Genomic DNA, 22,070 nt, shown 5'->3' on the forward strand with positions numbered 1-22,070 from the left:
CTGACGAAAACCGGCCTTTCGGGCCGAGGGGACATTCTCTCATGGATCGCATCAGAATTGTCGGCGGCAACAAGCTCGCCGGAAGCATTCCGATTTCGGGCGCGAAAAACGCCGCTTTGCCGCTGATGATCGCCTCGCTGCTCACCGACGACACGCTGACGCTGGAAAACGTGCCGCATCTGGCCGATGTAGAGCAGCTGATCCGCATTCTTGGCAATCACGGCGTCGACTATTCGGTCAACGGCCGCCGCGAGAAGCAGAATGAGGGCTATTCGCGCACCATCAACTTCTCGGCCCGAAACATCGTCGACACGACCGCGCCCTACGAGCTGGTGTCGAAGATGCGGGCGTCGTTCTGGGTGATCGGCCCGCTGCTGGCCCGCATGGGCGAGGCCAAAGTGTCGCTGCCGGGCGGTTGCGCCATCGGCACGCGCCCGGTCGACCTGTTCCTCGAGGGTTTGCAGGCGCTGGGCGCCGACATTGATGTCGACACTGGTTATGTGCTGGCCAAGACCAGGAACGGCCGCCTCGTCGGCAATCGCTATGTGTTCCCGAAAGTCTCCGTCGGCGCCACCCATGTGCTGATGATGGCGGCGGCGCTGGCCAAGGGTGAGACGGTACTCGAAAACGCCGCCTGCGAGCCCGAGATCGTCAACCTCGCCGAATGCCTCAACGCCATGGGCGCAAAAATTTCCGGCGCCGGCACTCCAACCATCACCGTCGACGGCGTCGACTCGCTGTCGGGCGCGCGCGTGCGCGTCATCCCCGACCGCATCGAGACGGGCACCTATGCCATGGCTGTGGCCATGACCGGCGGCGATGTCGTGCTCGAAGGCGCCCGCCCCGAGCTGCTGCAGACCGCGTTGGACGTGATTGCCCAGACCGGTACCGAGATCACGCCGACCAATTCCGGCATTCGCGTCCGGCGCAACGGCGCCGGCATTTCGCCGGTCGACGTAACGACGGCGCCGTTCCCGGCCTTCCCGACCGATCTGCAGGCGCAGTTCATGGGCCTGATGACCATGGCCAAGGGCAAGTCGCGCATCACCGAGACCATCTTTGAAAACCGCTTCATGCATGTGCAGGAACTGGCCCGGCTCGGCGCCCACATCACGCTGTCCGGCCAAACTGCGATCGTCGACGGCGTCGCCAAGCTGAAGGGCGCGCCCGTGATGGCGACCGATCTGCGCGCCTCGGTGTCGCTGGTCATCGCCGGTCTGGCGGCCGAAGGCGAAACGACGGTCAACCGCGTCTACCACCTCGACCGCGGTTTTGAGCGGCTGGAAGAAAAGCTCTCCAATTGCGGCGCGGTGATCGAGCGGATTTCGGCTTGACCGCACGGCAGTTGCTTCAGACAGACAGGCGTCTGGTGCTGCCTTCATTCACCGCCAACACTTCAAACCCGAGGCGCTAGCCTCGGGTTGAATTTGTGTCGCGGTTGCACGGACCGGAAAGACCGCCTAACAGAAGGCTGAAACCAACTTTCAGGTGTGCATTCGGCATGGCAGCCCTCAAACTCATTGCGCTCGACGATCAGGATCTGAGCATCGTCTCGGCTCACGTCCAGGACGCCGTGATGAAAGTCTCGGATCTCGAATACCTGCCTTCGGCCAAGCGTTTCATATTGACCATGAACCGCTTCGTCTGGGAGGCGAAATCCGGATTGTTCAGCCCGCACAATGAGCGGCGCCAGGCGGTGTTGCATTTCGACCGCGTGCTCGGCGCCAAGACCAGCGGCATTGCCCGCGATCGGCCGGCCGAGGTGCTGTCGCTTCTGGCAATCAGCTTTATCGAAATCAGCAAGCCGGCCGGCATAGTCGAGTTGGTCTTTTCCGGCGGCGGCGCGATCATGCTCGACGTCGAATGCATCGAGGCGCGGCTTGCCGACATAGGCGGCGCCTGGGAAGCCACCTCGCGTCCGGTGCACAGGGTCTAGAGCATGATCCCAAAAAGTGGGTGCCGGTTTTTGTTGGACAAAACGGGAATCGTCTGTCCAGAGATCTTGCTCCAACAAAGGGTTAGATCGTGATGAGATTTCAACCAAGTCTCATCACGATCTAGACGCAGCCGATGGCCATTACGCTTATCCAGTCCGATGCCGGTTTCGCGCAGCGTTTCGCCGCCTTCCTGACCACCAAGCGGGAGGTATCGGAGGACGTCGACACTGCCGTGCGCGCCATCATTGCGCGGGTTCGTGCCGAGGGCGACGCTGCCCTGGTCGACTACACGCTGAAATTCGACAAGGCCGACCTCAATAGCCTCGGCATCGCCGTGTCGAAGGACGACATCGCGCAGGCCTACAAAGACGCCGATCCGCAGACGGTCGAGGCGCTGAAATTTGCCCGTGACCGCATCCGATCCCATCACGAGCGACAAATGCCCAAGGACGATCGCTATACCGATGCCGCCGGGGTCGAGTTGGGTTCGCGCTGGACGGCGATCGAGGCGGTCGGGCTCTATGTGCCGGGCGGCACGGCAAGCTATCCAAGCTCGGTGCTGATGAACGCCGTGCCGGCCAGGGTGGCGGGCGTCGAGCGCATCGTCATCGTCGTGCCGGCGCCGGGCGGCATCATCAATCCGCTGGTGCTGGTGGCCGCCGATATATCAGGCGTTTCAGAGATTTACCGCGTCGGCGGCGCGCAGGCGATTGCCGCCCTTGCCTATGGCACGCAGACGATCCGGCCGGTCGCCAAGATCGTCGGGCCCGGCAATGCCTATGTCGCCGCCGCCAAGCGCCAGGTGTTCGGCACGGTCGGCATCGACATGATTGCCGGACCGTCTGAAGTGCTGGTGGTGGCCGACGGCAGCAACGATCCCGACTGGATCGCCGCCGATCTTCTGGCGCAGGCCGAGCACGACGTGTCGGCGCAATCGATCCTGATCACCAACGATCCTGCGTTCGGAAAAGCAGTCGAACAGGCGGTCGAGCGCCAATTGCTGAGCCTGCCGCGCGCCGAGACGGCGGCTGCCAGCTGGCGCGATTTCGGCGCGGTGATCCTGGTGGAGACCATCGAAGCCGCGCTGCCGCTGGTCGACCGCATCGCCGCCGAACATGTGGAACTCGCCATCGACGATGCCGAGGGCTTCCTGGCCAGGATGCGCAATGCGGGTGCTGTGTTTCTGGGACGCCATACGCCCGAAGTCATCGGCGACTATGTCGGCGGCTCCAACCACGTGCTGCCGACGGCGCGTTCGGCGCGCTTCTCTTCGGGCCTGTCGGTGCTCGATTTCGTCAAGCGCACCTCGATCCTGAAGCTCGGGCCGGAGCAGCTGAGAGCACTTGCGCCGGCGGCGATTGCGCTGGCCAAGGCGGAAGGCCTCGACGCGCATGGCCGCTCCGTCGCCATCCGGCTGAACATGTAGGCGGCGATGGCGGACGGCGATCAAACCCGCGCAAGGCTGATCGATGTCGAGCTCGACGAGTCGATCGGCCGTTCGACGCCCGATGTCGAACATGAGCGCGCGGTGGCGATCTTCGACCTGATCGAAGAAAACAGCTTTCAGCCGGTCAATGATGACGGCGCCGGGCCTTATCGGCTGAAGCTCTCGCTGGCCGAATCCCGGCTGGTGTTTGCGGTCGCCCGCGAGGATGGTGCTGATGTCGTCACCCATATCCTGTCGCTGACGCCGCTCAGGCGCATCGTCAAGGACTATTACCTGATCTGCGAAAGCTACTACGACGCCATCCGATCCTCGACGCCGAGCCATATCGAGGCGATCGACATGGGCCGGCGCGGCCTGCACAATGAAGGCTCGCAGACGTTGATGGACCGGCTGGCCGGCAAGATCGACATCGACTTCGACACGGCGCGGCGGCTGTTCACGCTGGTCTGCGTGCTGCACTGGCGGGGTTAGACCTGACTGGGGCGCCCCGCTCGATCCTGTTCTTGTGCGGCATGAACGCCGTGCGCTCGCCGATGGCCGAGCAGCTGGCGCTTCGCATGCTGCCGCCGGCCACTTTCGTCGCCTCTGCCGGCGTGCACAGGGGCGAGCGCGATCCGTTCGTCGACGCGGTGCTGGCCGAAGAGGGCCTGACGCTGGGCGAGCGCCAGCCGCGCTCGATGGACGATCTCGAGGACGATTATTTCGACCTGATCGTCACCCTGGCGCCGGAAGCCCACCACGCCGCGCTCGAACTCACCCGCTCGCTTGCCGTCGACGTCGAATACTGGCCGATGCCGGATCCGACCGATGTCGGCGGCAGGCGCGAGCAGATCATGGCCAGCTATCGCGACGTGAGAGAACGGCTGAAAGCGCGCATCAGCCGACGTTTTCTGCTTCCGGAGGTAAAAAACGCGGCGGATTGATGCATGTCGCTCAAAAGCGGTCCCGGTTTTGAGACAACGACATGCATAAAACGAAAGCTTGGAGCGCGTCGCATATGACGCGATCTAAGCGTGTTCACAAGCGCACGATTATCATATAGGTTCCGCCGAAATTCCGGCCTGGGCGCTCCAGGGCGCAGGAACTGCAATCCAAGCAAAGGTATCGAATGCCGAAGGAAGAAGTCCTCGAGTTTCCGGGTGTCGTGACGGAATTGTTGCCCAACGCGATGTTCCGGGTGAAGCTCGAAAACGAACACGAGATCATCGCCCATACGGCTGGCCGCATGCGCAAGAACCGCATCCGTGTGCTGACCGGCGACAAGGTCCTGGTCGAGATGACGCCCTATGACCTGACCAAGGGCCGCATCACCTACCGTTTCAAGTAACAGTCCGGCGCGAACCGCGATGAGCATCCTGCAGAAGCTCGTGCTTGCCTCTGGTTCGCCGCGCCGGATCGAACTGTTGCAACAGGCCGGCATCGAGCCGGACCGCGTGCTGCCAGCCGATGTCGACGAAACGCCGCTGCGCGCCGAACATCCGCGCTCGCTGGCCAAGCGGCTGTCGAAGGAAAAGGCCGAGAAGGCGCTGGCCTCGCTGAAAAGCGAGGAAGACTATGCGCCAAGTTTCGTGCTGGCCGCCGATACGGTGGTCGCGGTCGGACGCCGCATCCTGCCCAAGGCCGAGACGCTGGACGACGCCGCCAATTGCCTTGGACTGCTTTCGGGCCGTTCGCACCGGGTCTATTCCGGCATCTGCCTGATTACGCCGGGCGGCAAGCTGCGCCAAAGGCTGGTTGAATCCAGGGTACGCTTCAAGCGGCTTCCACGCGAGGAGATCGACGCCTATGTCGCCTCCGGCGAATGGCGCGGCAAGGCCGGCGGCTATGCCGTCCAGGGTCTCGCCGGTTCGTTCGTCGTCAAGCTGGTCGGCTCCTACACCAACATTGTCGGCCTGCCGCTCTACGAGACGGTGGCGCTGCTTTCGGGCGAAGGCTTCAAGGTCCACACCAGCTGGCATACCGCGCGGCCATGAGCCTGGACGATAAGGTCACACCACTGCGCCCGAAGCGCCCCTGCCCCGAATGCGGCAAGCCGTCGGCGCGCGAGACCTATCCGTTCTGCTCGAAGCGCTGCAAGGACATCGACCTCAACCGCTGGCTGAAGGGCGCCTATGTCATCACCGCGCGGGATGACGAGGACGAGAGCGACGAGCCGAAGTAGGGTTTGGGTGGTGCCGGCCGCGCAATTCCACTTCGCCGACCTTACGCAATTGCTGCTTTGCCGGCGTCGGCATTGTCTGCGACAATTGCCCCGGAAAATCAGCGCTTAGGCGCTGGACAGGCCGGATTCCCGTGCTATAACCCACGCGCTTTCAAGGGGTGCTCCACGGCGCTTTCCTGAAAGTCCGGTCAGGCGATGTCTCGTTTGTCGGCGAGGCCCAGATAGCTCAGTTGGTAGAGCAGCGGACTGAAAATCCGCGTGTCGGTGGTTCGAATCCGCCTCTGGGCACCATGCCCCCTTCTCCCGGCACTCCCTTTCACCGAACCTTCTACGCTGCAGCTTCTGCAACCGCTTGGAATTGTTGGTCTTTTGCAGTCGCATTTGCGCGGTTAAGCGGGACACGGAGCGCTTCAGGAGCATTTGGTCCAACGAGGCGGGGGGATGGTATTTCCGTTGGTATTCGACATCCTGATGGTATCGAAACAGCCAAGGGAGACCTGACGAATGCCCCTCTCCGACGTGAAATGTCGAAATGCCCGCCCTGCTTCCAAGCTCGTGAAATTATCTGATGGGGGCGGGCTTCAGCTATGGGTACAGCCCACGGGCTCTCGCCTCTGGCGGCTCGCCTACCGCTTTGACGGCAAGCAGAAACTGCTCGCGCTGGGCAGCTATCCCCTTATCTCTCTCGCCGAGGCACGGGAGGCGCGCGATGACGCTAAAAGGCTTCTGCTAGCTGGCGTCGACCCTGGAAAGGAACGCAGCTTGCGGAAGGCCGATTCGGCAAAGGACTCCTTTCGCTCAATAGCGGACGAATATGTTGACAAACTAAAGAAGGAGGGACGTGCCGACCGGACGATCAGCAAGGTCAAATGGCTGCTCGACTTTGCCTATCCGATAATCGGCGACAAGTGCATTCGGGAGATCGACCCGGCCACCATCCTTACCGCCCTCCGCCGCGTGGAGGTTCGCGGTCGATACGAGTCGGCCAGGCGACTGCGCTCCACGATCGGCAGCGTGTTTCGATACGCAATCGCGACCGCACGCGCCGAGACAGATCCGACCTTCGCCCTCAGAGGCGCACTCATCAGTCCGACGGTAACGTCTCGCGCCGCGATTACCGATCCGAAGGCCTTGGGCGGTTTGCTGAGGGCGATCGATGCATTTGACGGACAGCCTACAACCCGGGCCGGTCTGATGCTGATGGCGCTGCTGTTTCCCCGCCCCGGGGAGCTTCGCGTCGCTGAATGGGAAGAGTTCGATTTTGAAAGCTCGGTGTGGACCATCCCTGAAGCACGCATGAAAATGCGACGGCCGCACCGCATACCCCTATCAAAGCAGGCGATCAGCGTCCTGACTTCACTCAGGGAAATTTCTGGTGGTGGATCGCTGCTGTTTCCTAGTGTTCGATCGGCTTCACGTCCGATTTCCGACAATACGCTAAACGCCGCACTACGTCGTATGGGTTACGGCAAGGAAGAAGCTACCGCGCACGGCTTTCGAGCAACGGCATCAACTTTGCTGAACGAATGCGGCGAGTGGCATCCGGACGCGATAGAGCGGCAGCTGGCCCACATTGAGAACAACGACGTTCGGCGCGCCTATGCCCGGGCAGAGCACTGGGAGGAGCGCATCAACATGATGCAGTGGTGGGCCGATTATCTGGATGAACTCAAGAGCAAAAACCCGCGGGTGAACTCAACCGAGGGACCCCGCAAGCCTGCTGTCCATACAATAACGCGACCATCCACTTTGAACCAAACAGCGGCCGTTCATCAAAGGCCGATACAAATCTCCAACCGCCGGAAATCATACTGACCGTCGAAAAACGCCGAAACTCGTCGCCAAGTCGTAGGCCCGGAGGGGTCAACTTTCTTTCCAGGACACTATTAAGGTTAGCGGATGATGACGGTTGGTTTGGGGCCGAAAGCAGATAGCCTGTTCTCAGGATAATGCAATCAAGAAGCGGGCATTGCGTCGCACATAGTCGAGGCAGCTATGTCGCGCTCTGCAGGCAGAGCCGCCAAGGCCGCGAACTGGGCCTGCGCGGTTTCGACGAGCGCTGCCTACCTGAGCCGCCGGCTAGGCTGGGTGCGTTTCTGCACATGGTCATGTTGGCTAGCAAGCTCTCTGTCTTATGATTTGCGAGGATCGACCTGGGAAGAGTCTCGGCGATGATCTTCCTCTTCGGATAGTGGAGTTTCTACGAAGGCTATCGGGCCGCGATCTTCAGTTCCCCGGTGGCGACCCTGCCGACAAGATTGCGCATCACGTCGAACGTCAGAAGGTTGACACTGCCATCGGTAACCATGCCTACCGCAACGTCCGAGAAGTGCTCGGCGACGAAGCGCACGACCGCAGCTTCCTTCTTGGGTAGCGCCGAGATCAGGCATGAAGCGTTGCTGACGATCCAGGTGTCGCCGGACTTGTCAAACCGGAAGGCGACATGATCGGTGCCGTCGGGATACTTAATACTGCCCATGGCGCAAGAAGCGATCTTGCCGGCTGATTTCGTGGGAGCGTTCAGGAACATCTCAAGGCTATCGATGTTCCCAGGGTTATAGGAATGAACTACGACAGCCAGGCCGAAATTCGGCGTTCCGCTGGATTTGTCGATCTTGACGTCGAGGTCGGTGACATAGGTCGAGTCGCTGCCTCCTTTTTGCGTCTGTCCCTCGTACGCGTGTACCTTGAACACGGGCACAAGCAGACCTGCCTGTGCCGCGGCATCGTTCGGTACGTTCGAGACGACCGCCACCTCGGTTGGCGGCTCGATGAATGTTCCCCTCTGCAAACCAGCGGTTGTCGGGTCCGAGTAGAGCGCGAGGAAGGACCGCACTGTCGCAACGCTTAGGTCCCGAGGTGCGACGGCTGCCGGCAATGTGCGGCAACTCAGCGCCATTTCGCGGGTGCGCTCGCTGGGACGCCCGTCCGGCTTGCCGACGTCACAGCCCAAAGCATTGAGGGTCACCTGCAGCGATTTGAGCGCGACGGCGTCGCCTAGCGTGTAGAGACCATCGCGAGTTGCGGCCCGTCTGACCGCCGCGAAGTATAGCGACGCGTCTCTGACCCGAGCGACCGCTTGGGTGCAACAAAGATAGATGCCAAACTTGGCGTAATTGGTGCTCTCAAGTCCGGGGGTGAAGGTCGGTCCACGCCACTCGGTCACTAATTTGCCATTGAGGTACACCTTAACCCGACCGGAGCTGTCCTTCGCCCACTTAATAAATAGCTCGAAGCGGCTCCACTTGCCGACAAGGTTCTTGAAATCGGCGACCTTGAGGCGCGGACCGGGCGTGCAGTTGTAGTTTCTGAGCGCGTTACTGAATGCAAGGTAGAGAGAGTCATCTTTGCCCGCGAAATTTGCGAGTGAAATGTGCTGGCATTGTTTGTTGTGAAAGTAGAATAGTTGCATGTAACCGTCAGCTTGCTTTATGCCGTATGGGAAGTCGTCAGGTAAGTAGACAGCGAACCCATACCAGCCCTGTTTCGGCTGCCCATTGCCGTTCTTTTTGGTCGCAAAGACGTTTTCACGAACTTGCGACCGTACCGACTGCTCGTCGCAGTCGTTAGCTGGAGCATGCGGCTCATAGCGCCGTGGATTGCAATAACCTGAGGGGATCCGAAAAGAATAAACCTTGGAGGTCGGCGCCTCGCCGGTTGGGTCATCGATGATCGCAACGGACTTGGGAGCACTCAACTCGTCGATTACGAGAGGATCGAAACCGGTTTCTTCGGCGGCCTCCAGCCGGCCCGTGGCATAACTCACAACCGCAGTCACAGCCAAGGCTATAATAACGTTGAAACGCGGATGGAGCATCGCACCCTCCTCTCGATTTTCCAGCGCGTCCGCGCTTGACATTCAATTAGACATCGGCTGATGACGCCCTTCGTTCGCCTGATACTGTGCCCTTGTGCAGAAATCGACGAGCTCGGATCATCGTTAGCGCACTTACAGTCCACCAAACCAAGGCCTTGCAGTTTACCTGATGCCTGGCGATGGCGACTCTGAGAATGGCGCCGCTACGCCGTTAGCCAGTCGCTCCATCATTCGCGGCGCGGCTGCTAGCCAATAACTCATTGCTGTTTTGTCACAAGCTGATGCACCAAGGCCAACGCTTGACGTTTGCAACCGCTGCTTACCATCCATCCAAGAACTTCCAGCGGATTTTCAAGAACGTTCTTTGGAAACATTTTAATTTCGATCGACGCCGATGTCTTGTTGGTCTCGACGACAACAGATTTCACCTCGGGAGGAATACGGTCTGGAAGAGAGTAAGTGAGCTTGCCTGCGCTCCAGACTATGCCGTTGAACGGCTCACCGTCGCCGATGCGGATTGAAAAAACCGCGCTCTGACCTATGCCCTCGCGCGCAAGAACCATAACACCATCGCGGATGCAGCCCGGGGCGGATTCTTCGATGGACACTGCCCAGGGGTCGTCGAGCCCGCTCGGCGTGGAATAGTCGCTAGTGGTGCGCGAACCGCCGATGGACTCCGTTCTCTTGCGCTCGTTCGCCAAGAGGACGGCTATCAGGTCAAGCTTTGAAGGGCCTTCCTGCGCTTTGGCAGTCCCCTGTAAACTGCCGGACGTCAATGCATCCTCAGTTACCACGAAGGAATCTGGACCCGAAAGCGCGTTCACGCTGCCGTCCTCGCCGAGCAAAGTGACGACCGTACCGGCTGGCACGTTGATGACGTCGCTTGGCATAAAGAGCTTGCCTGGCGGCAGTTCATCCACCGCCGGCTCAGCTGACAGGACCACATACTGGCTGCCGGCGACCGCGCGTTGCGCCGTCACAAGAACGGCCGCGGTGAGGGTCAGAGAGGCGATTTGCGAGATCGGACGCATGAGGCTCATGTCATTGATGACCCTATTTGTCGGCAAGATGAATGTCTGCTCGGAAGCGTCCGCTTGCAAGACGGCTATGATGAAAAGCGATCAGGGCGTCTTGTGGATAGTTTGTGACCAACAGCTCAAATGCCGCTGTCGCGAGCTTATCGTCGGTGCCAAGCAGGGCGTACGCCTTTGCGTATTCCTCGCAAAGTATCGTATTTTCTGACGTTCGGCTCATTGCCTCGAAAGCCTCGATGCCTTGGTTCTTGCCCTTAAGGTGCAGAACTCCCGCAGGCCGCAGCAAGAAGCGCGTTGCTTGTTTCGCGACTTCCGCGCTTATGCAATTTTTCGTGCCGATGTACTTGTTTGCGCCCTCCAGTCGGGCCGCAGTGTTTACCGTGTCTCCAATAGCTGTGTAGTTGAAGAACCGATTTCCCCCGAAGTTGCCGACGATTGCAGGCCCGCCATGAATACCTATGCGGGTGGATCCGAGTGAATGGCCCCGTCGTGCCGATTTCTCGCGCAGCCGCTGCGCGTGGTCCTGCACAGCAAGTGCCAGAGACACCGCCCGCTCCGCTTGGTCATTTTGTGCTGCCGGAGCCCCGAAGAAGCCGACCACCGCATCGCCGATGACCTTGTCGATGGTTGCACCATGCTCGACAAATAACTCGCAGAGCCCGTTCAGATATTCGTTCAATACATCTGCGAGCACCTCTGGCGCGAGTTGCTCGCTGAATGACGTAAATCCCTCGACATCCGTGAATACACAGGTGAGCTCACGCTTCTCGCCACCGAGATGGAGAGCGTTGGGTTCCTTGACAATCGCTGCAACAACGGCCGGACTGACATATTTCGAGAACGCGTTCAGAATGAACTGGCGAGCCTTGGCGTCCCGTCTCCAAGCCAGGAACCCAACGAACGCCGACAGGCCGACCACAAGCAATGCAGGGGCGACCATCGGAACGAGGATTGCGAACCGCGCGAACGCCCACGCCTCACTGATCCATACCAGCAGCACCGTACAAGCGACCGCGACAGGTTTGAGGACCACCGGGATCGGCCGCGAAACGATCCATAAGCAGAACAGCCCGACAAGAAGCATTGGCGCATAGCCCACTGCAGGCCAAGGGGTCGTTATCCGATTCCCGGACACGAGCCTGGCTAACGAATGGGCGTGGATCGCGACGCCAGGGAGGACACCGATTTTCGCCCCGCTCAACAACGCGAACGGTGTCGGATGACGGTCTATTTGCTGTAGGTCTACACCGATAAGAACATATTTCCCCTCGAACCAGCTGAGCGGTGCCAGCGGAACGGCCTGTGCCGGATAGGTTGGAAAGCTGAAGGGCAGGCTGTTCCCCGTGCGGTAGTAGACCATCTCCTCCGGCGAGTGGCCGCCACCAACGCCGGTGGATGCTGCGATCACTGCAACAAAACTTGGCATCCAAGCGCCGCCGCCTTCTCGACCGGGGAAGGCCCCACGGACCACGCCGTCGAGATTGTCATGCAACAATGCTGCAAGGCCCCGCTTTGCCGACGGAGCGAACGCGTTTAGATAGTCGGATTGTCTTTGGGTAAGGCCGTCAGTCCGCGAAGCCGAGGCGATCACCACAGGCACACGGGCGGTTTCAATGGCAGTTTGGAGGCGGGCATCCTTTTCCGGCTCTGTTGCCTGGTCGAACAGTAGGTCGATGCCGATGGCGAGAGGGCGGGCGGACTCGATCCGGGCCACCATGTCGGCCAAGAAGCCACGGTCCAGTGGTGAGCGGTATGGAAAATTCGCCAGGGTCTGTTCTGTTATTGAGACCACGACGATGTTGGGTGGAGCATGGGTGAACGGCGAGATCGAGACCATCATCACGTCGCGCAGGATGTTCTCCAACGGCGGTGACACGAGAGCGGTCCAGAGGCCCAGCAGAACCAGATAGGCGAGCGATGCGGCGATGCCCCCTCGCCGCAGGCTGACGATCCGGCCAAGTGTCCGCACGCCGAAATACACCCCTAAGTGGAAGCGCTACTCGCTGCCAGCATACCCGTTCAGGCGCATCAAGCAAATTGTCGCCCGTTTGCATTGGAATGCACGACCCCAGCACCGAAACGGTGTCCGCCAATCCATCTCAGAGTCGCAGGCCACTCGTCCGCAGCCCGGGGCATAGCTCTTTTCGGTTGCATTAGCCTCTGCTACAAGTTCCCTTGGGGAGCCGTTTCGCCATGCGCAGCGCTTTCATTCTCTTGGTTTTATTGTTTGCCGCTGTTTCGGGACAGGCAGTCGCCGAGAAACGCGTTGCGTTGGTCATTGGCAATTCTGCCTATCAGCATGCCGTCCAACTAGCCAATCCGAAGAACGACTCCTCCGACATAGCTGCCAAACTTGAAAGCCTTGGGTTTCAGGTCGTGAGCGACCAGGACCTCGACTTGGCGGGAATGCGACGCACAGTACGCAACTTCTTGGAGAGGCTCGACGGTGCCGACATGGCGCTTTTTTTCTATGCCGGACACGGCCTGCAGGTGAATGGCAGCAACTATATGGTGCCCGTGGATGCACAGTTGTCCAGCTACAACGACCTCGACTTTGAGGCCCTGCCGATAGACCTCGTACTTTCGGCGATGGAACGCAGCACGAAGGTTAACCTCATCTTCCTCGATGCCTGCCGGGATAATCCGTTTGCGGAGAAGCTTTCCCGCTCCATGGGGACGCGCTCCGGTTCCCTAGGGCGTGGTCTTGCCAGACTTGGCAGCGGAGTCGGGTCGCTAATCGCGTTCGCAACGCAACCAGGTAACGTCGCGATAGACGGGGCGGGCCGGAACTCTCCGTTCACAACTGCACTGCTCTCGCACCTCGGCACGCCTGGGCAGGATATCATGCGCGACCTCGTCGATGTGCGCCGCGATGTGCTGGCCGCCACGGATGGGAAGCAGGTGCCGTGGGAAAATTCGTCGCTTACGGGAGAAGTCGTTTTGAAGCCTCTCGCGGCAACGGCCGAGCCGAAACAGGCGTCTGCTTCGCTTCCGCAGACTGCGTCGCCAGACAACGCGGTCGAGCTAGCCTATTGGGCGACCATCAAGGACTCAACCGACAAGAGCTTCTTCGAGGCGTATCTACAGCAGTTTCCGACGGGCGTCTTTGCGGCCCTTGCCAGGCTAAAGATCGACGGTATCGCCAAGCGTTTTGAAGCGGAACGGCAGGCTTCCACCAAACAGGTGGCGGGACAGCCAACGACGGAGCGCATCGCTAAGGCAACCGACAATACCAAGGCGATGGAAGTCGCCAGCCTTGAACAACCCAATCCGCTGCCGCAGTCACCGGCAGGCAACATAGACGCTGGCGAACTTACACGGGCCACTCAAGTGGAACTGGTTCGCCTGGGGTGCCTGGCCGGCCATGCCGACGGCAAATGGGGCTTGGGCAGCCGCAAAGCACTTCAAGACTATGCCGGCAGGCAAGGTGTCAAGCTTGCATCATTGGAACCGACAGCGGAACTTCTGGAAAGACTAAGGGCGGTCGGAGCTCGTATCTGCCCGCTTATTTGTGAAGACGGAATGAGGGTGCAGGGCGATCATTGTGTGCCCCAGACGAGCGGGCTAAGCGCCTTTAATGGCACATGGAAATTAGTCAGACGAGCCACAACGGACTGCGGCGATTGGCGAGAACTCTCAACACGCGTTTTCATAAGAGATGGCAGAGTATCGTCTGACTCCGGATTTACAGGAAGCATTTCCAGCAGCGGCGCCGTCAATATGAAAAGCACCTTTGTATATAAAGGAAGAACGGGCGGGAACACCCTGAGCGGGGTCATAAAGGGTGACAACGGAACCGGCAGATTTAAAGGGACCGGAGCTGGCAGCGGGTGTTCAGGAAAAGTTATTATGGAAAGAATGTAGAAAGGGCGGAGTCGGCCGTCGGCCGCACTTCTGTTGAAAGGCCGATGCTACGAGGCCAGCAACTGCAAGAGCTACATAGGAGTCAAGAGCCGATCTTAAACATGAACGGCGGTCGTATCGTCAAGCTCATGGAGTTCGCCAGCGGCGTCAATGTCGGCAACTGGTGCAAACGTGCGGCTGCGGATGTTCGCTCGGATGTCCGCTTTTGGGATGCGGTTAGGGTCTGCTCAACGACGGATATTGGGCGCATTGCGGACTGGCAGGTTTGGGGCCGGAACCCGTCGGTCCGCTATCGGGGCGAGCTCGGCGGATAGCCGCCATTCGGCAGACGACGTCTGAGCGGACGTTGAGGCGGGTTGCATGCATACGGATGACCCGGGGCTGCAGGGCAGACATGCCCTGCACGAAGTCCTTGTCGAACCGTGGCAGTGCAGGTCCGCGATCTCGAGCATCCGCTAGGCCAGATGCTGCTCCAGTGCCCCATGCGGGTAAGCTCTGCCTCGCTATCACCCCTTCACTGAGCCCCAGAGTGACGGCCGGATTCGCGCGCGCAATGGACGCGTGCGAGACGCTGTTCGATGCTGGCTCTTATGGCGCTGAGGAGGCTGCAACGTGGCGAGCGGATGCTTGCCACTTATTGCGATGCGCTCCGGCAGGCACATGATGCCATGATCGGCACCTCTGCATGCGCCAGAGCCTGATTCAACTGCTGTCGGACCTCGATGATTTCTACCGCGCCACCACGTCGGCTAAGGCATTCAAGCAGGCCGTGTAGACTCCAGACGTTGCGTGGGTGTTGGCAAGGACGCGGCAACGTCGCATCAAGCCCAAGGTCCGCGCGATAGACAGCCTCAGCTTCGCCATATAGTCCGGCATCCATCAGCAATGCGCCAAGCGCGTGTCTCGTCGGCTGCATCCAACCCCATGGCTCATCATAGAGCAAATTGTCGTCGAGATCGACCGCACGCCGCAGGAAGTCCAGGCCTTCATGGACGCGACCGGACTTGTAGTGCAACTCCCCCAGCATCATCGCTTCGGCAACCTCGAGGATATCGGCGCATGGGTTGTTGAACAGCATGCGCTCGGGTTGCACTGCATCGCGCGCGGCCGCGAAAAGGCTAGCGCTTTCCTCTGCCTGGGGGATTTTACCGAGATTGGCCAGAGCTACGGTGCGGGCATAATGCAACAGGACGGTGCTGAACGAGTAGAGCTCAGCATCGTCAGGGAAGGCCTCTTCCAGGATGCAGGACCAGCGGCCAAAGCGGATAAGTACGTGCAACTTCATCGGCGCGAAGGCTTCAAACATCTCTGGCATGTAACGCACCACCGGCTCCGGCAGGTTTTCTGCCAGTGCCCTCGCGGCCTCGAAGGCATCCGAAGGGCGACCAAGAAACATGGCCCCGTAGATTTGAAAGTGAAGGTTGTGGATGCGGTAGACAGTGTAAAAGTTCTCACCGCCTGCATGAGCGAAATATGAACGATCCACCTGAGCCGCCTGCCGATTGCGCACCACGACTTTGTGGTAGTCGCCGCAAAGCACGTCAATATGCGTCGCCATATGCACAAGATGCCCAGAGTCTGGCACTAGGCGCACCAGCCGATCTGCATGCGGCAAGGCTTTTTCTGGCGTCGACGACATCTCCATCAGATGAATATAGAAATGCAACAACCCCGGATGTCCCCAGGCTGCTGGCTGGGTCGTGAAGGCGCGGTCCAAAGCCGCGCGCGCTTCCACCGTCGAGGTGCCAGCCGAAGGCTGCCCGGTCCGAGTATCCCACAGCGCCCAAGGCGTGCGGTTGATCAGTGCCTCGACGAAGATCGCGGTCACATCCAGATCGTCAGGGAACCTCTCGTACACTGTGCGCATCGCATCAGCGAAATCGTCATTCCAAGGGCCATAATCCGCAATCTCTGGATCAGTAGGGAAGCGCGATGTCAGCGCATCAAGCAAGGCGCGCTCGACTTCGATTGCAGACAGATCGCACGCTTCCGCCAGCAATACATGCGCCCGCGTCAAAGCGACAATACGCTCTTCAGGCCCGAAGGAGGTCCATAGCTTGTTGTAGTTTGGACCCAGACAGTGGGCAATTCCCCACCGCGCCATGACGTTCGAAGGCGCCACCTCGAGCGCGCGCTCGTAACAGGCAATGGCCTCTTCGTGGTTAAATCCGTATTGCCAGATCAGTCCCCGGTCGAACCACATCTGCGCCTCGGAAAGCGTGTTGTCCAGCCGGCGGGAGAAGGTGCCTAGATCGAAGTACGTCATCGTATCCAACTCCATGGCTGTCGGCGACTAGCCGCCCAAACTACATCAAACCCCCGAAGGAAGGGAGTTCGACTTCAGGATGCCGCCCGATGTCACCGTGCGATCTTCATCAAGAGCCGCGATAGGTGCGCCCATCCCCGCCCCGACGCCGTTTTCGGACCGGACCGACAACGATTTCCCCTCAACGAGGAGCGATGTGGATGGACATCTCTGAATTGGCTTTGGGCGATAAGCCGGACTGAGACAGTTTACCCGATCAGCCTCAAGGGCTGACGCTTATCAATATGCGATGTGAAACACGGATCGTAGTCTGAACTGGGGCCGGAAGCGGGCCGTCAGCTTTCGGGGCAATCGCGTCGGCAAGCCGCCGTTCCACTGCCGACCCTTTTCAGACGTTCGTGAGCTAAGCAGAACGAGCCGGAGACTGAGGTTCTCGTTCCAGCGACGCTATGCGAACGGATCCACGTTCCCTGGAAAGCTTGCGAAGCCTTCCATCCAACTGGAAGGCAAATGGGTTTGCCCCAGGATCATCGACCCACTTAGGATCCGCGATCTGATCAAATTGTCCAGGGAGCTCGGTATGGTCCACCGGCTCCGCTTTGGCCAACATATCGGCGACAAACACTTCCAGTTGGACGCGAAGGCGGCGTACAAGAGCTTCCACGAATGTGCTGCGGGCAGCCCGGCTTGATGCGCTTGATGTCGATGTCCAGGCGCAGCCACCAGACCGACAGCCTACTGAGGTTGAACAGCGCGTTGGGGCTTGCGAAGGGAACGCCATTGTCGGTGCGGATCGCGCTGGGCAGGCCGAATTCTTTGAGAAGGCTTTCGAACACTGTGAAGGCATAGGCTTCCTTGGTGGTCGACAGCGCCTCGCTGGCGATGAGATAGCGGCTGGCGAAGTCGGTGATCGTCAGCGGATAGCAATAGCGCCGGTCGGCGAGCATGAACTCGCCCTTGTAGTCGGCGCAACACAGCGCGTTGGGGCGACAGCCGCTTGAAAGCGCTGTCCCGGTCGCCCTGTTGCGCCGCCGCTTGCGGTGCTCGACCATGCCGTGCCGATCCAGAACCGCATGCACCGTCGAGATCGCGGGCCTGTGCACATCGGGGTACAGCCGCGCCAGCCGCTCGCGTATCTTCGGCGCAACCCATGTCGGCTTGTCTTGCTTGAGGCGCACAATCAGCTTCTCGATTTGAAACGAAAGCTGATTGGCCTGGCGATAGGGCCGGCGCGATCGATCCGTCAGCCCCTCCAGGCCACTATCGTTGTAGCGCGCGAGGATCTTGTAACCGGTCTTGCGCGAGATATCGAACTCCCGGCAAAGCACCGCCATCTTCTCGCCGTCCAGCAGCCGGGCGACGAACTTCAGCCGCTCTTCCATGACGTTACACTCCTTCCAAGGCACCTTGTCTCCTTGCAAAGGGCCAAAAGTGTAACCCATGTCTCCGGAATGAACTGTCACCCATCTCTCGGGAAGGCACAATAAAATCAATATATTACGGAGATAGATTGCATGCGCCATTCCCAAGGTGGCGAGGATTGCAACCATATTGCCACCATTCGGGGACGACTGTAGCGTCCATCCTCGGACAAACGGCGATAGGCCTTTCCTAAGATGCCAACAGGTGATCCGCTTTTGGCGGTCGGTGGCGGTTTTGGACGCCGCGCCCTTTGCTGTCTCCCTAAGAAGGACTACTCCTATTCATTCTGGTCCCTTTGATTGGGAGTGTTGATGATAGGGGTGTGGTACCGACTATGGCGGTGGCTTCTGGATTTGGTCGGGGTTCAGCCTTCGAACGGCATTGAGACGCAGATGAAGATCGCTTGCTTGGGTTGGGGGTCGTTGGTTTGGGATCCAAGAAACTTGCCATTGTCTGGCGAGTGGGAAAAGGACGGCCCGATACTACCAATTGAGTTTGCGCGTGAATCAGGCCGAAAGCGCATAACTCTCGTGATCGCCAACGTTCCGGAGACGGTGACATCCTTGTGGGCGCTGATGAAGGTCGATAGTCAGGCCGCCGCAATAGATGCTCTGGCCACGCGCGAGGACATAAAAGAAGAGAACATTCAGTATTCAATTGGTTGGTGGCGGAAAGCAGATGGAGCGTCAAATGGGCGAGGTGCACAAACCATTGCGGCATGGGCCCTGGCCCACAACCTTGATGCAGTGGTGTGGACGAACCTGAAACCCGGACTGAAAGGTAGTCCCAACGTCGTGCCGCAATACACTGCTGTGCTCAGGCACTTCAGAGACCTGATTGAAAGTGGTGATCACGCTGACGCCGAAGCATATGTACGCAAGACACCTTCACAGGTTATGACGCCGTACCGGCGCCGGCTGCAGGACGATCTTCGCTGGACACCCATTCCAACATAAACTCTTAGATGGGACATCCAAATGTATCAACGTCGCGCGATGCACCCATTAAGCAGATCCCTGAAGCCGCTCGCACGGGAAACAATAGAGACATTGTGGACGATTTTCGTCGCGATCGGTGAGCATTGGTCCCTTGAGGACCAGCCCACCGGCTATCGACTTCGTTTTGAAACGTTCCTTGAGAACAGGACAAACTTGAATCCCGTGTATGAGGGTTACTACGTCGACGGTGCGGCATATTTTGAAAGCTTGACCGCAGACATTGGACCGGCGGCAGCTCTCGAACGCCTCTTTGCCCAGAAGCCGCGAGTGGTCCAATCGGGGATCCCAGCCACGCGACTTGAGGCGGTACAGCGGTTCGTGGTGAATGAATTCATCTCTCTCCGACTGGCTCTCGGAGGATTCAAGTCCTTCGGCGCGATCAATTATCGGGGCTATTTTGGCGGCGCGAATATCGATGGGGAGCCAACCCCATATCGGGAGCGATAAACGATGAAAGTCGGTACTGTCATCGTCGGCTCCGGTGTGGCTGCAACCGCCGTCGCTCAGAGGCTTCTTGCAGATAACCCGCAAGCGTCGGTGCTCATTCTTGAGGCCGGCGTCCGGGTCAAGACCAAGGATTTTGGCTTGTGGGAGCAATACATGCTGACCCGCCAGACGCCGTACGAGCAGTACACTGATCTGCCATATCCACAGCGCGATTTTCCAGGTGAAAACACTAGTGCGGGTGGCACGGACATGCCGCTCAATGGTGCCAGAGTCTTCGCGTACGGAGGATCGACCCTGCATTGGGGTGGCTGGGCGTTCCGGCTGAAGCCTGAAGACTTCCATTTGAGGTCGAATACCGGCGAAGGCATCGACTGGCCCTTCGACTACGATGAGCTTGAACCATTCTACTGCCGTGCCGAACACCATTTGGCAGTATCGGGGGATTCTCGCGATCCTCTGCTCAAGCGCAGTCGCGACTACCCGTTTCGCGAGTTTCCTTTCACGTTGATGGATCGCCCGATCGCGGATGGACTCAAGAAGCTTGATTTCGATTTTGGCCATTTGCCGATAGCCAGGCGCGGCGTATCGGGTGAACCGTCGAGGCATGCTCCGTGCCAAACAACCGGAACCTGCAAATATTGTCCTTTCGGTGCGCGCTACGCTGCTTGCAACTACCTCGATGATTTCATCGAGTGGAACGATTGGCCTGGCCTGTCGGTGCGGCTCGGCGCCATCGTCGATCGCATCATCACAGACGGAAAGCGTAGGGTCAAAGGTGTAACATTTTGGGATCGCGAGACCGGAGCCTCTCAAGATGTTGAGGCCGATCGGGTGATTGTCGCCGCCGGCACCATCGAGTCTGCCAAGCTGCTCCAGCGCTCTGTTTCAGATGATTGGCGAAATGGGCTTGGCAATAACCATGATCTGGTGGGTCGGTATCTCGTTACGCATCCTTACTTTACTTTCGAAGGGCTGTTGCCTGCCAATCCGCTTCGTCTCCAGGCCGAGATGGATTTTCCAACCCTCGTGTCGCGGCACTTTGACAGCGAACCCCAGCAAGCTGCCGGAAAATACGTGCTCGTCTCACCCCCAGACGCCGTCGGATTTCGACTTGCCGATAGCCTTCAGAAGGGTCAATCTCGCGCCGAGATCGACGCGGCGCTCACAGGTCGAAATGGCGTTCAAATCCACGGAATGATCGAGGTCTTTGGACGCCACTATAATCGGGTAACTGTCGCCAAGGAAGCGAACGGCAAGGTCAAGTACAACCGGGTCGGGATACCAATGACCCAAGTAGAGTACACCAAAGACCCTGACTTTGACCAACGAATGAAGGATGTCGAAGCGCAGGTCGGCGAAATACTAAAAGCTATGGATGCACCCCCCACGGGGACGAAATCATTGTCATGGCGCGCAGATCACGCTGCCTCCGTCTGTAGGATGAGTTCGAGGGAGCAAGATGGCGTGGTCGATGCCGATCTGAGAGTTCATGGGATCGACAATCTATATGTGATCTCGAATGCTGTATTCCCAAACATCGGCGCAATAAATCCGACCCTGACGCTCACGGCTCTGGCTATCAGGCTCGGGGATCATTTGAACGCGGGAGGCGGCGTCTAGTGAACGAAGCTGAAAGAGAGGAGAAGCACCGAACGCTGCTGGCTCGACTGCAACTGGCCTTGGAACTGGAGTGGGCAACCCTGCCCCCATACCTCGTGGCCCTTCTCAGCATTAAACGAAGTTCTAACCGGGTAGCGGCGGACCTCATCCGTGGTGTCGCGATGGAAGAGATGCTTCATTTGGCCCTGGTCGCAAATGTCATGAATGCTGTCGGCGGTCGTCCGTTCGTCGGAAAGTCGAACTGTCCGAGATACCCTCTAACGATGACGTTTGAGGGCCGACCCTTCGCTGACCGGACGTTTCCAATCAACCTGGAGCGATTTTCCAAGGCATCGATGGTTACTTTCATGAAGATCGAGCAGCCACAGCAACCTGTTACCAAGACGGCATGGTTGCACGACGTGATAGATGTCCCCGCACCCACCATTGGGGAGTTCTATGGTGAGATCGTCTCTCTGTTGGAGGAACTCGATGCCGCGCTTCCAGGCAAGCTGTTTAGCGGCGATCCCAGCCACCAACTCGAGAGCGATTTTTTCTGGGGAGGTGGTGGAACAATAAGGATTGTGACCGACCTTGAAAGCGCAAAGGCCGCCCTGAGGACGGTGGTGGACCAAGGTGAAGGCGCGTGGCCTTGGACCCAGGATAGGCTCGCGGCTAGCGTCGACCACCCGCTCGATATGGGTCACTACTACCGCTTCAGCGAAATCTTCTTCGAACGGCACTTTTCAAAGACTGACAACCCCGGCAAACCGCCGACAGGCATCGCGATGCCTGTCGACTATACTGCGGTGTATCCGATAAAACAGAATGCCCGGACAACGGATTATCCCAAGGGTTCCAGAATAGCGGCGCTGAACGACGCCTTCAACAACCGATACACCATGATGCTGCGGCAACTCGGCGAAGCGATCAACGGCACGCCCAATGCGCTCTACACCGCGATCATGAACGGTATGCACGAAATGACGTCGATCGCACGCGATCTCATGGAGGCTCCGATCGCCGACTCGACTAGTGGGGAGACGGCCTGCCCGACGTTCGAGTGGATTGACTAAAA

At 59.2% G+C, this 22,070-nt stretch carries 18 protein-coding genes, 1 tRNA gene and 1 pseudogene; 15 read left to right on the top strand and 5 right to left on the bottom strand.

Features of this window, described 5'->3' with window-relative positions; genetic code table 11:
* Positions 1-41: 41 nt before the first annotated feature.
* The 10 genes from murA (at position 42) to NLY43_RS11540 (ending at position 7,360) form a co-directional block, all read left to right on the top strand.
* Positions 42-1,334 carry a UDP-N-acetylglucosamine 1-carboxyvinyltransferase gene (gene murA, locus NLY43_RS11495; RefSeq protein WP_023713198.1) on the top strand — a complete coding sequence of 431 codons (1,293 nt, stop codon included), beginning with the start codon at positions 42-44 and terminating at the stop codon, positions 1,332-1,334.
* A gap of 167 nt (positions 1,335-1,501) precedes the next feature.
* On the top strand, positions 1,502-1,936 hold the full coding sequence (locus NLY43_RS11500; protein WP_023669285.1) for a DUF2948 family protein: 435 nt from the start codon (positions 1,502-1,504) through the stop codon (positions 1,934-1,936).
* Positions 1,937-2,070: 134 nt separating this feature from the next.
* On the top strand, positions 2,071-3,363 hold the full coding sequence (gene hisD / locus NLY43_RS11505; RefSeq protein WP_023689352.1) for a histidinol dehydrogenase: 1,293 nt from the start codon (positions 2,071-2,073) through the stop codon (positions 3,361-3,363).
* A 6-nt stretch (positions 3,364-3,369) separates the two neighbouring features.
* Positions 3,370-3,855, top strand: coding sequence for a UPF0262 family protein (locus tag NLY43_RS11510; protein WP_023669283.1), 486 nt, complete (start codon positions 3,370-3,372; stop codon positions 3,853-3,855).
* Positions 3,843-4,307: an arsenate-mycothiol transferase ArsC gene (locus tag NLY43_RS11515; protein ID WP_081839793.1), complete on the top strand. Its 465-nt coding sequence runs from the start codon at positions 3,843-3,845 to the stop codon at positions 4,305-4,307. The genes NLY43_RS11510 and NLY43_RS11515 overlap by 13 nt, the downstream gene beginning before the upstream one ends.
* Before the next feature lie 185 nt (positions 4,308-4,492).
* Positions 4,493-4,711, top strand: a complete 219-nt coding sequence (gene infA, locus NLY43_RS11520) for a translation initiation factor IF-1 (protein ID WP_006200926.1) — start codon at positions 4,493-4,495, stop codon at positions 4,709-4,711.
* Between the two features lie 19 nt (positions 4,712-4,730).
* Positions 4,731-5,357, top strand: a complete 627-nt coding sequence (locus tag NLY43_RS11525; protein WP_023681911.1) for a Maf-like protein — start codon at positions 4,731-4,733, stop codon at positions 5,355-5,357.
* Entirely contained in the window at positions 5,354-5,545 is a 192-nt protein-coding gene (gene yacG, locus NLY43_RS11530; protein ID WP_023669280.1) for a DNA gyrase inhibitor YacG, read from the top strand. Before NLY43_RS11525 ends, yacG begins: the two co-directional genes overlap by 4 nt.
* A 215-nt stretch (positions 5,546-5,760) precedes the next feature.
* Positions 5,761-5,836: transfer RNA gene (locus NLY43_RS11535), tRNA-Phe, on the top strand.
* A gap of 213 nt (positions 5,837-6,049) precedes the next feature.
* The gene (locus tag NLY43_RS11540; RefSeq protein ID WP_023711794.1) at positions 6,050-7,360 is read left to right on the top strand and encodes a tyrosine-type recombinase/integrase; all 1,311 of its coding nucleotides are present in this window, start codon (positions 6,050-6,052) and stop codon (positions 7,358-7,360) included.
* 394 nt (positions 7,361-7,754) lie between these two features.
* On the opposite strand, the gene NLY43_RS11545 is transcribed toward NLY43_RS11540, so the two are convergent.
* From NLY43_RS11545 to NLY43_RS11555, 3 genes are all read right to left on the bottom strand, one after another.
* Positions 7,755-9,362 carry a heparin lyase I family protein gene (locus NLY43_RS11545; protein WP_031202526.1) on the bottom strand — a complete coding sequence of 536 codons (1,608 nt, stop codon included), beginning with the start codon at positions 9,360-9,362 and terminating at the stop codon, positions 7,755-7,757.
* A 257-nt stretch (positions 9,363-9,619) separates the two neighbouring features.
* The gene (locus NLY43_RS11550) at positions 9,620-10,402 is read right to left on the bottom strand and encodes a hypothetical protein (RefSeq protein ID WP_023692409.1); all 783 of its coding nucleotides are present in this window, start codon (positions 10,400-10,402) and stop codon (positions 9,620-9,622) included.
* A 13-nt stretch (positions 10,403-10,415) separates the two neighbouring features.
* On the bottom strand, positions 10,416-12,365 hold the full coding sequence (locus tag NLY43_RS11555; RefSeq protein WP_023713199.1) for a CHASE2 domain-containing protein: 1,950 nt from the start codon (positions 12,363-12,365) through the stop codon (positions 10,416-10,418).
* A gap of 224 nt (positions 12,366-12,589) precedes the next feature.
* Between NLY43_RS11555 and NLY43_RS11560 the strand changes: the two genes are divergently transcribed.
* Positions 12,590-14,260: a caspase family protein gene (locus NLY43_RS11560; protein ID WP_023692411.1), complete on the top strand. Its 1,671-nt coding sequence runs from the start codon at positions 12,590-12,592 to the stop codon at positions 14,258-14,260.
* A 634-nt stretch (positions 14,261-14,894) separates the two neighbouring features.
* On the opposite strand, the gene NLY43_RS11565 is transcribed toward NLY43_RS11560, so the two are convergent.
* The gene (locus NLY43_RS11565) at positions 14,895-16,526 is read right to left on the bottom strand and encodes a tetratricopeptide repeat protein (protein ID WP_023692413.1); all 1,632 of its coding nucleotides are present in this window, start codon (positions 16,524-16,526) and stop codon (positions 14,895-14,897) included.
* A 671-nt stretch (positions 16,527-17,197) separates the two neighbouring features.
* Positions 17,198-17,932 (bottom strand): annotated as a pseudogene (locus NLY43_RS11570) (helix-turn-helix domain-containing protein); the annotation flags it as partial.
* A gap of 408 nt (positions 17,933-18,340) precedes the next feature.
* On the opposite strand from NLY43_RS11570, the gene NLY43_RS11575 reads away from it, so the two are divergent.
* The 4 genes from NLY43_RS11575 to NLY43_RS11590 are packed head-to-tail and all read left to right on the top strand — an operon-like array spanning position 18,341 to position 22,068.
* Entirely contained in the window at positions 18,341-18,904 is a 564-nt protein-coding gene (locus NLY43_RS11575) for a hypothetical protein (protein ID WP_023692414.1), read from the top strand.
* Positions 18,905-18,925: 21 nt separating this feature from the next.
* The gene (locus NLY43_RS11580; RefSeq protein ID WP_023692415.1) at positions 18,926-19,393 is read left to right on the top strand and encodes a hypothetical protein; all 468 of its coding nucleotides are present in this window, start codon (positions 18,926-18,928) and stop codon (positions 19,391-19,393) included.
* A gap of 3 nt (positions 19,394-19,396) precedes the next feature.
* Positions 19,397-21,013 carry a GMC oxidoreductase gene (locus NLY43_RS11585; RefSeq protein ID WP_023711799.1) on the top strand — a complete coding sequence of 539 codons (1,617 nt, stop codon included), beginning with the start codon at positions 19,397-19,399 and terminating at the stop codon, positions 21,011-21,013.
* Positions 21,013-22,068, top strand: coding sequence for a ferritin-like domain-containing protein (locus NLY43_RS11590; RefSeq protein ID WP_031196685.1), 1,056 nt, complete (start codon positions 21,013-21,015; stop codon positions 22,066-22,068). The genes NLY43_RS11585 and NLY43_RS11590 overlap by 1 nt, the downstream gene beginning before the upstream one ends.
* The last annotated feature ends 2 nt before the right edge of the window (positions 22,069-22,070 follow it).

It is taken from the genome of Mesorhizobium sp. C416B (assembly GCF_030323165.1).
Taxonomy (GTDB): domain Bacteria; phylum Pseudomonadota; class Alphaproteobacteria; order Rhizobiales; family Rhizobiaceae; genus Mesorhizobium.